General features: G+C 61.7%; 9 protein-coding genes. All 9 read right to left on the reverse strand.

The window, feature by feature from the left end; translation table 11 throughout:
* Positions 1–1,304: sodium:proton antiporter (locus EN991_RS09925; protein WP_164768949.1), on the reverse strand; the 1,304-nt coding region annotated here is incomplete at its 3' end.
* Between the two features lie 261 nt (positions 1,305–1,565).
* Positions 1,566–2,630, reverse strand: a complete 1,065-nt coding sequence (locus tag EN991_RS09930) for an ABC transporter ATP-binding protein (RefSeq protein WP_127368667.1) — start codon at positions 2,628–2,630, stop codon at positions 1,566–1,568.
* 16 nt (positions 2,631–2,646) lie between these two features.
* A complete protein-coding gene (locus tag EN991_RS09935; RefSeq protein WP_013529687.1) occupies positions 2,647–3,438 on the reverse strand; it encodes an ABC transporter permease in 792 nt (263 codons plus the stop codon).
* Entirely contained in the window at positions 3,435–4,229 is a 795-nt protein-coding gene (locus tag EN991_RS09940; protein WP_224621361.1) for an ABC transporter permease subunit, read from the reverse strand. Before EN991_RS09940 ends, EN991_RS09935 begins: the two co-directional genes overlap by 4 nt.
* 187 nt (positions 4,230–4,416) lie before the next feature.
* Positions 4,417–5,523 (reverse strand): ABC transporter substrate-binding protein, encoded by a 1,107-nt coding sequence (locus EN991_RS09945; RefSeq protein ID WP_013529685.1) that lies wholly within the window; start codon positions 5,521–5,523, stop codon positions 4,417–4,419.
* 242 nt (positions 5,524–5,765) lie between these two features.
* Positions 5,766–6,938, reverse strand: coding sequence for an iron-containing alcohol dehydrogenase (locus EN991_RS09950; RefSeq protein WP_013529684.1), 1,173 nt, complete (start codon positions 6,936–6,938; stop codon positions 5,766–5,768).
* 17 nt (positions 6,939–6,955) lie between these two features.
* Positions 6,956–8,344, reverse strand: a complete 1,389-nt coding sequence (locus EN991_RS09955; protein ID WP_127368668.1) for an aldehyde dehydrogenase family protein — start codon at positions 8,342–8,344, stop codon at positions 6,956–6,958.
* A gap of 126 nt (positions 8,345–8,470) precedes the next feature.
* Positions 8,471–9,841 carry a glutamine synthetase family protein gene (locus EN991_RS09960; protein ID WP_013529682.1) on the reverse strand — a complete coding sequence of 457 codons (1,371 nt, stop codon included), beginning with the start codon at positions 9,839–9,841 and terminating at the stop codon, positions 8,471–8,473.
* 87 nt (positions 9,842–9,928) lie between these two features.
* On the reverse strand, positions 9,929–10,728 hold an 800-nt coding region (locus tag EN991_RS09965), incomplete at its 5' end, for an amino acid permease (protein WP_127368669.1).

Raw genomic sequence — 10,728 nt, forward strand, 5'->3', positions numbered from 1 at the left:
GCGTCCGATGTCTTGCCGCTCAATATGTCGAGCGCCGCCTGCATGACCATAACGCGCGCCTGCGCAACCTCGCGGTCGACCGTTTCGTCAGGATTGAGATTCAAAAGGCGCAGCAGCGGCTTCAGGCTCATGCCTTGCAGCACCAGCGTGCCGAGGACGACCGTGAAGGCAGCGAGCACGATCGGGTCGCGGGCCGGGAATTCAGCCGGCAGGGCGAATGCCGCCGCAAGCGTCACCAAACCGCGCATCCCGCACCAGCCGATCAGCACGCCGCCACGAAACGACGGAGCGTCACGCTGACGATCAGCCACGCCGAAACGGTCAAACCACCTGATGATCGCGCCGCACCCCAGAACCCAGACGAAGCGTGAGACGATGACGATGGCGAGCACTGTCCCGGCCAGGACGAACGCATCGGTCTGCCCCTGCCCGGCAAGCCGGCCGACGATCGTACGCGCCTGCAGGCCCATCAGCACGAAAGCCAGAACATTGAGCACGAAGACCGCCGTTTCCCAGACGGAATAAGAGCTGATGCGGTTTCTGGCCGGCATGCGGCGCGGCGCGGTGCGGGCGATCGTCATGGCATAGACGACTATGGTGATGATGGCCGACAGTCCGATCCTGTCGGCCAGGATCCAGACCCCGAACGTGCCGGCAAATTGCACCACAGTGCCGCTCGCCGGGTCCTCGATCCGGCCCAGCGTCATCAGAGACAACCGGCCAAGCAGATAGCCGGCCGCAAGACTGCCGAGCGTGGACAGCAGGATCATCGGAACGGCGCTGCTCAGCAGAATGGAGCCTGCTGCCGCAGAAATCGCCATTCGGTAAATCAGCAGCGCGGTGGCGTCGTTAAGCAGGCTCTCGCCTTGCAGAATGGCAGTGATGCGATGCGGCACCTTGAACTGGCCAAGTACGGCCGATGCCGCAACCGCATCGGGCGGCGCCACGATGGCGCCAAGCGCTATGGCCGCGGCAATCGGCAGACCTGCCATCGCCCAGCCGGCCAGCGCCACCGTCGCTGTCGTGAAAAGGACGGCACCAAGCGCCAGCAGCACAAGCGGCACCTTGTAGCGGTTGAGATCGCGCAGCGACGTGTCATAGGCGGCGTCGAGCAGTACCGGCGCGATGAACAGGGCAAGCGCCAGTTCCGGGTCGATCTCGATGGTCGGCACGCCAGGCACGAAGGCGATGGCCACCCCTGCCAGCGCCAGCAAAGAGGGATAAGGAACCTGCACGCGCCGCGACAGCGCCGTCAGCGCAACGGCGATCAACAGCAGAACGAGTGTCAGTTCGAAAAGAACCATGGCCTCTTATAGCCGGGAAGCGAGATTCTGGCAGCGGCAAAGCGGCTGGAAATTGTTGATTACCCGGCAAGCTCGAGCCGGCAGAAAATACCTCGAATTGCTTCCTGACAAATCGCCGTCCACACCGACATTGAAATCATCTGATATGGGGCGCGCTTAAACGCGGACTTCCCTGCACTGCAGCCCATGCCACGCGGCGGAAGCATCCTTCCCCCTTCGCTAACCGGGATACAGCCATTCATTCCAAACAAGCGCAGCAGCCTAGTGCAGCACGAGCATATCGCTCGAAGAAAACGAGATCTCGGCCTTCTCACCAACTGCGGGGGGCGGCGTTGCCGGGCTGTTGAACGTGTCGAGCGAGACCGTGTTGCCGCCGATGCCGACACGAACCCGGATGACCGATCCGAGGAAATGCACTTCGGAGATTTCTCCGGATAGGCTGGAGTCACGGCCAGGCTGGCGGCCCAGCGAAATAACTTCCGGACGCAGCGCCAGGGACAGCGTGTCGCCCGACTTGGAACCGTTGAGCTTGCCCTTGAGCGAGACCTGTTCGGAATTGACCCTCACCGTGCCCGCGGCGGCATCGGTGACGGTGCCTTCCAGCACATTCAGCGTGCCGACGAAATTGGCGACGAACTTGGTTGCCGGCCGGTTGTAGATCTCGAATGGCGTGCCGACCTGCTCGGCCTTGCCGCCATACATGACGGCGATGCGGTCCGAGATCGACAGCGCCTCTTCCTGGTCGTGCGTGACGAAGATGGTGGTGATGCCGAGCTTCTTCTGGATCGACCGGATTTCCTCGCGCAGCGACACGCGCACCTTGGCGTCGAGCGCCGACAGCGGCTCGTCGAGCAGCAGCAGCTTTGGCTTCGGCGCGATGGCGCGGGCTAGCGCGATGCGCTGCTGCTGGCCGCCCGAGAGCTGGTAGGGATAGCGATCCGCCATCTGCGGCAGCTTGATGATGCCGAGCATCTCGGCGACGCGGGCATCGATGTCCGCCCTCGGCATGCCAGCGACCTTCAAGCCGAAGCCGATATTCTGCGCCACGGTCAGGTTCGGGAACAGGGCATAGGCCTGGAACACCATGCCGACATTGCGCTGGTTGGGCTTCAGTCTCGTAATGTCCTTGCCGCTGACGACGATCGTGCCCGCGCTCGGCTCCTCGAAACCGGCAACCATGCGCAACACCGTCGTCTTGCCGCAGCCGGATGGCCCGAGGAAGGAGACGAATTCGCCGCGCTCTACGTCGAGATTGAAGTCCTCCACCACCGTGGTGGCGCCGAAGGATTTTCGAACGTGCTGGATGGAGAGGAATGGGTCGGCCATGGCGTGGTTCTCTCGATCAATTTGGGCGGTTCGCCGATTTCGGCGCGAAGCGGGACAGGATCTGGATCAGCGACATGCAGCCCCAGGTGATGGCGAAGGCGATCACTGCAAGGGCTGCGGGCTCGTATGCACGGTTGGCGCCGATGTTCTGCAGATACGGGCCGAAAGCCGGACGGCTGAGCAGGCTGGCCATTGTAAACTCGCCAATGACGATGGCGAAAGTCAGGAATGCGCCGGACAGCACCGCGATCAGCACATTGGGCAGGATGACGCGGGTGATGATGGTGCCCCAGCCCGCACCCAGAATTTGCGCGGCTTCGGTCAGCGTACGCACATCGATGGTGCGCAGACCGGTGTCAACGGCCCGATACATGTAAGGCAGAGACAGCGTCGTATAGCCAATGACAAGCAACGCGTTCGCACCCCAATTGCTTGCCAAGAATGGCAGCGGCGAGTTCGAGCCGTACATCCTGATATAGCCGAAGACGATGACGATTGCCGGAATGACCAGCGGCAAAAGGGTGATGAATTCGACGATTGGCCTGAGCTGAGGCAGACGCAGCCGGATCCAGTATGCCGCCGGCACCACGATCAGCACCCCCAGGATAATGGTGCAGAGCGCAGCGATGACTGAAAAGAGGAAAGTTGACTGGAAGCGCGCGTCTCCCAGCACGACTTGATAGGCGTCGAAGGAGTGGACGCCGCGCCGCATGCGCAGCGAGAACTCGACCGTCGCCATCAACGGAATAAAGAAATAGGCAGCCCCGACAACAAAGACGACCCAGGCCCAGAACTTACCCGACTTCATTTGAGCCACCTTTCGGACCGAGTCCGAAACCAGATGTAGAAGACATTCGCAAGCCCGGTGATGACGATCATGCCAAAGGCTATGGCATAAGCGAGTTGCGGGTTGTGCAGCACGTCGCCATTCATCTGCGAGTAGAGCTTGATCGGAACGATATTAAGCGTCGGACCGGCAAACGCATAAGCGGTGGCGATGGCGCCGAAGGCGTTCGCAAACAACAGGATGACCGTACCGAGAAAACTCGGCCATATCACAGGGATGACAACCATGCGCCAGTACTGCGCCTGCGTGGCACCGAGCGTGGCCGCAGCCTCGCCCCACTCCTTCTTCAAGCCGTCGATGGCTGGTACGATGATGACCACCATCAGGGGAATCTGAAAGAACAGATAGACCGCGATCAGGCCCGTTGTGGTGAGAAAATTGAAGCCCATCGCGTAAATGTTGATGTTGAGCACGTCACGCAGAAGCGTCGTGACGATACCGACGCGGCCGAGCGTAGCCAGGAACGCGAAGGCGAGCGGCAAGCCGGCAAAATTCGAGGCGACGCCCGAAAACGTCAGGGTCGCGGAGCGCGTCCAGCTTGGCAGTCCGCCGCGCACGATCGCGATCGCGATGGCGAGCCCGGCAAACGCCCCGATGATGGCCGACCAGAAACTGATCTTGATCGAAGACCAGTAAGAATTGCTGATCGACGGATCGCTGACCAGCTGCAGAATATTGTCGAGCGTGAACCCGCCTTCACCGTTCCGGAAGGCTCCCACGACGAGATAGAGCGTGGGCAGGATCAAGAACATTAGGGCAAAGATGAAGAACGGCGCCACGCCTATCCATTGCGTCGGCAAGCGGAAGGCGGTCGCCTCCTTCGGCGGCACCGGCTTGGTGGCGAATGCCTGATTTGAAAGCGAGAGATCGGTCATGCGCCGGCTACCGTCTTCGAGGAAGGACCGGGCGGCCTCGCGGCCGCCCGGTGGATTTCAAGTCTTACTTGACGTTGGCGCCGACAGTGGCGTCCCAGTTCTTGCTGATAGCTTCCTTGGCCTTAGCCTGCTCGTCGAGCGACGGGAACGCGGCCGAGGCATAGGATTCCGCCGGCGGCAGCTTGGCCAGCACGTCCGCCGGGATCTTGCCGTTCTTGGCGAGATCGTTGAAGCGGATCGGGTGGCAATAGCCCTTCAGCCAGCCGATCTGGCCTTCGTCGGAGTAGAGGTATTCCATCCACAGCTTGGCTGCATTCGGATGCGGCGCGTAGGCGCTGATCGCCTGCACGTAGACGCCGGCGACGACGCCGGTCTTCGGCACGATGACGTCGACGGGCGGGTTGCCCTTCAGCGTGTCGCGGCCGGCGAGCGCGTTGTAGTCCCAGTTGATCAGGATCGGAGTCTGACCCTGGGCAAGCGTTGCCGGCTTGCCCACGACCGGAACGAAATTGCCGGCCGCGTTGAGCTTCTTGAAGAAGTCTAGGCCAGCAGTGCCGGCAGCTTCACCGGCTGCGGCGCCACCGGAAAGGCCGGCGGCGTAGACAGCCTGGATGGCTTGGTTTGAAACGCGCGGATCGCCGGCAAGAGCGACCGCGTTGGCGAATTCCGGCTTCAAGAGGTCGGCCCAGTCGGTGGGCGATTCCTTGATCAGGTCCTTGTTCACCATGAACGACAGAACGCCGTAATAGTCGCCGTACCAGAAGCCGTCGGCATCCTTGGCGCTGTCGGGGATCGAGTCCCAGGTCGACACCTTGTAAGGCTGGATCAGGCCATCGGCCTTGGCGGTCGGGCCGAAGGACAGGCCGACGTCGATGACGTCGGGCGCCTGCGGGCCCTTGTTGTCCTTGTTGGCCTTGATCGCCTCGACCTCGTCGCCGGAGCCGGCGTCGGGGTTGAGTTCGTTGACGGTGATTTCCGGATACTTCGCCTTGAAACCTGCGATGACATCGCCATAGCCGCACCAGTCATGCGGCAGCGCGATGGTGGTGAGCTGGCCTTCCGCCTTGGCGGCCTTGACGAGATCGTCCAGCGAATCCGCGGACGAAATCACCGTCGACGCGAAAAGCGCCGCGGCCGAAAGGGAAAGCACTTTCCCCGTGAACTTGAACATGTGTTCTCTCCGTTGAACTGACGCCGTTGGACGCCTGCGATGCGGTATCGTTTTCATGTGACAGCCAGATGAAAGCTTTGTGAAAGCGGCTGCTCGCAGTGCGAAAAAGTAAACTCTTTTTAACCTGATGTAGCAATCGCTCCGCGATTCTTTTTCCGGCTAACTAGTTTGTGCCTTGCCCGTCATCCTCCCCCTTGTTTTCATAGCCCCTTTTCAGATCACTTTGCGGCGCGGAAAACGCCTCAGACCGTGCCGGCAATGGCGTTTTCGAGCAAGGTCAGCGCCGCCTTCTTGGTCAGCTTGACCGGGTTACCGCCGGCGGTCGGATCGACCACCGCCATGTCGGCGATCAGCGCCTTGCGTTTCTTGTCCATGTCGAGCCCCTTGATAAGGCCCGGCAGCGCATGCGGCACCTTCAATTCCTTGCGCAGCTTGATAATCGCCTTGGCGAACCCGTCGAAGCCGCCCTTGATGCCGCAATAGGCGGCGAGCCGGCCGATACGCTCCTCGATGGAGTCACGGTTGAAGGCGAGCACATAGGGCATGAACACCGCATTGGTCATGCCGTGATGGGTGTCATAGAGCGCACCGACCGGATGCGACAGCGAATGGATGGCGCCGAGCCCCTTCTGGAAGGCAGTGGCGCCCATGGCGGCGGCGCTCATCATGTGGGCGCGCGCGACGAGATCCCTGCCGTTGGCATAGGCCTTCGGCAGGTTCTCGAAGACCAGCCTCACACCTTCGACGGCGATGCCGTCGGCCATCGGATGATAGCCCGGCGCGCAATAGGCCTCGAGACAGTGGGCGAGCGCATCCATGCCGGTGCCGGCGGTGATGAAGCCGGGCATGCCGACCGACAGCTCCGGATCGGCAATGACGATTGCTGGCAAAAGTTTCGGATGGAAGATGACCTTCTTGGTGTGCGTCGCCTCATTGGTGATAACGCCGGCGCGGCCAACTTCCGATCCGGTCCCGGCGGTGGTCGGCACGGCGATGATCGGCGCGATGGCGTCCGAATTGGCGCGCGTCCACCAGTCGTCGACATCCTCGAAATCCCATACCGGCCTGACCTGCCCGGCCTGGAAGGCGATCAGCTTGCCGAGATCGAGCGCCGAACCGCCGCCGAAGGCGATGACGCCGTCATGCTTGCCCTTCTTGAACACGGCGATGCCGGCGGTCAGATTGGACTCGACCGGGTTAGGCCTGACCTCGGAGAAGACGCCGTAGGGAACCTTGGCGTCGTCGAGAATCTTCAGCGTCGAGGCGACGACCGGCAGTTTCGCCAGTCCAGGGTCGGTGACGAACAACGGCCGCTTGATGCCGGTGGCCGCCAGCACCTCAGGCAATTCCTTGATGCGGCCGGCGCCGAAGCGGACGGTGGTGGGGTAGTTCCATTTGGAGATCAGCTTGGACATTTTTGTCTTTCAATAAATCAGATGGCTTCGCGCAGATGGAATGATTTCGGCCGGGTCAGATTGTCGTAGCCGATGGCCGACAAGCCCGCACCCTTGCCGGTGTCCTTGACGCCGGTCCAGACCAAGGCGGGGTCGAGGTAGTCGCAGCGGTTCATGAACACCGTGCCGGTCTCGACGCGGTTGCCGATCGCCACGGCATGCTCGGTATCGCGCGTCCAGATCGAAGCGGTCAGCCCGTAGGGACTGTCGTTCATCAGCGCGATCGCCTCTTCGTCGTTGCGCACCTTCATGATGCCGACGATCGGGCCAAAGCTTTCCTCGCGCATGACGCTCATCTGATGATCGACTTCTGTCAGCACCTCAGGTGCCAGATAAGGCGAACCAGCCTTGTCGTTAGCCACCTTCATGTTGATGTGCGCCTTGGCACCCTTGCGCAGCGCTTCCGCCTTCTGTTCACGGATCAGGTCAGCAAAGCGCGCCTGCGCCATCGGTCCCATCGTCGTCGCCTGATCGAGCGGATTGCCGAGGACATAGTTCTTGGTCTCGGCGATGAAGCCTTCGACGAATTCGTCATAGACCTTCTCGTGCACATAAACGCGTTCGATGCCGCAGCAGCACTGGCCGGAATTGTAGAAGGCGCCGTCGACCAGATTGGCGACCGCATGGTCCATCTTGGCGTCGGGCAGCACATAGGCCGGATCCTTGCCGCCAAGCTCGAGGCCGAGCGTCATGAAGGTGCCCGCCGCCGCTTTTTCGATGGCGCGGCCGCCGCCGACCGAACCGGTGAAATTGACGTGGTCGATCTTGCCCGAGCCGAGCAGCCTTTCGGTCTGGGCGTGGTTCAGCACGACATTCTGGAACACGCCCTTGGGCAGGCCGATCTTGTCGAAAGCCTGCTGAAAGCGTTCGCCGACCAGCAGCGTCTGCGCCGCATGCTTCAGGATCACGGTGTTGCCGGCCATCAGCGCCGGCACGATGGTGTTGACGGCGGTCAGATAGGGATAATTCCACGGCGCGATCACCATGACGACGCCGAGCGGGTCTTTCTTCACATAGCGGCGGAAACCGTCCTTGGGGTTGGAGGCCGGCACCGATTTGAGCGCCTGCTCGGCGATCTCGACCATGTAGTTGGTGCGTTCCCTGACGCCGCCGAATTCGCCGCCATAGCGCACGGGGCGCCCCATCTGCCAGGCGATCTCCGGCACGATCTCGTCGGTCATCGCGACCAGCGCTTCCAGCATAGCCAACATGTACTTGCCGCGCTCGACGATAGGTGTCTCAGCCCACTTCTCTTGCGCCGCCTTGGCGCGTTCCACTGCGGCGTTGATCGCCTGGTCTGTAGCAATCGGCCGCTCGGCATAGATCGAGCCATCGACGGGGGTAATGAGTTTGACCGTCTCGGTCATTTTGTAAGTCCTCGTATTCTACAACAAAATCGTATGGCCTGGCGCTGCCCCTCATCTGCCTGCCGGCAGCCTCTCCCCACAGGGAGAGGCTAAGAGTGAAGGGGGGCGCCAACGAACCGTCGATACCTAATACCGCTCGAACCCTCTGTGCAGTTCCCAATCCGTAATCCGGCGGTCGTATTCGAACTGCTCCCACTTTGCGGTGTGGACATAGTGTTCGAGCACATCCTCGCCGAGCGCCTGCTTGAGCATCTTCGACTTCGCCAGCGTGTCGGTGGCATCGCGCAGCGTCTTCGGAATCTCCGGCAGGCGAGATGCCTGATAGGCATCGCCGACGAACGGCTTCTGCAATTCCAGCTTTTCGTCGATGCCGGCAAGGCCGGCGGCGATCAGGGCTGCGAAAGCAAGATACGGGTTGAGGTCGGCGCCACCGATGCGGCATTCCATGCGGATGCCCTTGGTGCCCTCGCCGCACAGGCGGAAGCCTGCGGTGCGGTTGTCCTCGCTCCACATGATCTTGGTCGGCGCGAAGGTGCCGGCCTGGAAGCGCTTGTAGGAGTTGATATAGGGCGCCAGGAACCAGGTGAATTCCTTGGCGTATTTGAGCTGGCCGGCGGCCCATTGCTGGCCGAGTGTCGACAGCGTCCAGTCGGCCTTTTTGTCGAAGAACAGCGGTGTCTTGCCGTCGGCGCTCCACAGCGAATTGTGGATGTGGCTGGAATTGCCGGCGAGCCCGTAATTATACTTGGACATGAACGAAATCGCCTTGCCCTCGGACTCGGCGATTTCCTTGGCGCCGTTCTTCAGGATGACGTGGCGGTCGGCCATGTCGAGCGCCTCGGCATAGCGCACATTGATCTCTTCCTGGCCCGGACCCCACTCGCCCTTGGAATTCTCGATCGGAATGCCGGCCGCTTCCATTTCGTTGCGAAGCCGGCGCATGACGCCTTCTTCCTTGGTGGTGATGCCGATCTGGTAGTCGCCGATATAGGGCGATGCGGTGTCGAGACCTTGCCAGTGCTTCTTGCGGGCCGAATCGTAGGTCTCGTTGAACAGATAGAATTCGAGCTCGGATGCGAAATAGCCGATATAGCCGCGCTCGCTCAGCCGCTTGACCTGCTTCTTCAAGATGGCGCGCGGCGAATGCGGCAGGTCGTCATGCGTGTGGTGGTCGAGCACGTCGCAGATCACGAGCGCGGTCTTTTCCAGCCAGGGAATGCGCCGCAGCGTGGCGAGATCCGGCTTCATGACGAAATCGCCATAGCCCTTCGACCAACTCGCCGCCTTGTAGCCCGGCACCGGCTCCATATCGATGTCGGCGGCCAGCAGATAATTGCATCCATGCGTTTCGTCATGCGCGGAATCGACGAAGTACTGCGCCAGGAAGCGTTTTCCCGCCAGCCGTCCCTGCATGTCGACGATGCAGGCCAGCACGGTGTCGATCTCACCGCTGGAGACCGCTTTCTTCAACTGATCGAACGAGAAATTTCCGGCCATTCCTTTGGCACTCCAGCGCTTGGGCTTTGAATGAGTTGAACGAAACCATGGCCGGCACGATGCCGGCCATGGCCATGATGGTGGAGGTCAGTGGCCGGTTTCGCCGACTGCCTGTTCGGCCGCCTTGATGGCCGCCTGACGCGCCGCAATGATGTCGCCGAGCGGCGGCCCCTGGAAGCGGCGCTTCTCGAAGCCGAACCAGACGACTGCCGTCAGGATGAAGAAGCCGACGGTGATGTAGAGCGCCCAATCGTTCGGCGGCTGGATGCCGATGATGAAGATCAGGATCATTGAGACGATCGACAGGAAGGCGAACAGCATGAACACGCCGCGCCCCATGTTCCAGGGACCCATCTTGTCCCACTTCGGCGTGCCCCAGGCGAGCATGCCGAGCACGATCGGCACGGTGAAGGAGAGGAACAGGAAGATGACGGTGCAGGAAACCACGATGGTGTAGGCCGAAGTGCCTGCGACCGAAACCAGCGTCGAACCCCAGACGAACAGCACCGACAGGATCGAAGCCGTCCAGATCGCCGCCACCGGCGTGCGGTAGGTCGGGCTGACCTTGGCGAGTGCCGCCGAACCCGGCAGGCCGCCGTCACGCGAGAAGGCGAAGATCATGCGCGAGGCAGACGTCACCGTGGCAAGGCCGCACAGCAGCTGCGCGACGAACACGACGAGGTAGACGAACTCCTTGATGCCGGGGCTTACACGCTGGTCGAAGGCCCAGAAGAACACGTTCCAGCCCTGCTTGGCGGCATCGTCCATGTTCGGGATCATCAGCACGAAGGCGGCCAGGAACAGATAGCCGAAAACGGCCGACCAGATCACCGACATGACCATGGCGCGCGGCACGGAAGAAGCCGCCTTGATGGTTTCCTCCGAGG

The organism is Mesorhizobium sp. M7A.F.Ca.US.005.03.2.1, assembly GCF_003997795.1.
Lineage (GTDB): Bacteria > Pseudomonadota > Alphaproteobacteria > Rhizobiales > Rhizobiaceae > Mesorhizobium > Mesorhizobium ciceri.